Annotated in this window: 1 protein-coding gene and 1 pseudogene; one reads left to right on the plus strand and one right to left on the minus strand. The window is 73.1% G+C overall.

Going from position 1 to position 546, the window contains the following annotated elements:
* Positions 1-304 (plus strand): annotated as a pseudogene (locus ACXJKG_RS21400) (RDD family protein); the annotation flags it as partial.
* Here ACXJKG_RS21400 and ACXJKG_RS21405 read toward each other — a convergent pair.
* Positions 301-546: integrase core domain-containing protein (locus ACXJKG_RS21405; RefSeq protein ID WP_456847724.1), on the minus strand; the 246-nt coding region annotated here is incomplete at its 5' end. The pseudogene ACXJKG_RS21400 and the gene ACXJKG_RS21405 overlap by 4 nt on opposite strands.

Genomic DNA, 546 nt, shown 5'->3' on the forward strand with positions numbered 1-546 from the left:
GGCGGCCGACCTCGCGCGCCTGCCGGACGGGCTCGCGCTGTCGGTCCGCCAGTTCCTCGGCCGGGCCACGAAGCTGCACCCGGCCTCMCGCGTRCAGCTGGGCTCGCAGCTSACSRCSGAGGTGCAGCGCTACGTCAACCCGCTGCCGCCSSTGGGCACCCAYCCCGAGGCGTTCCTSGCCGCSGTGCTCGCCGAGCGGCGGGACCGCGAGCTCGCCGCGCGGCTGCGCGCCGGAGCGCGGGACGCCGCGGAGTCGTCGCTGCTGCAGCGGCTCCCCCACGGCGTCCCGGACCCGGTGGACTAGGTGTACTGACCCGGAGCGTTGTTGACGCGGTCGATGGGGCGTTGGCCGCCGATGCCGAGGTGGGGTCGTTCCAGGTTGTAGTGCTCGAGCCAGGTCGGCAAGAGCGCGGCGCGTTCGGCGTTGCTGGTGAACACCTGGGAGTAGGCCCACTCGGCGGCCAGGGTCCGGTTCAGGCGCTCCACCTTGCCGTTCGTCCACGGGCAGTGCGGCTTGATGAACTTCAGGGTGATCGCCAGGTCGGC

Source organism: Cellulomonas sp. P5_C6 (assembly GCF_054049635.1).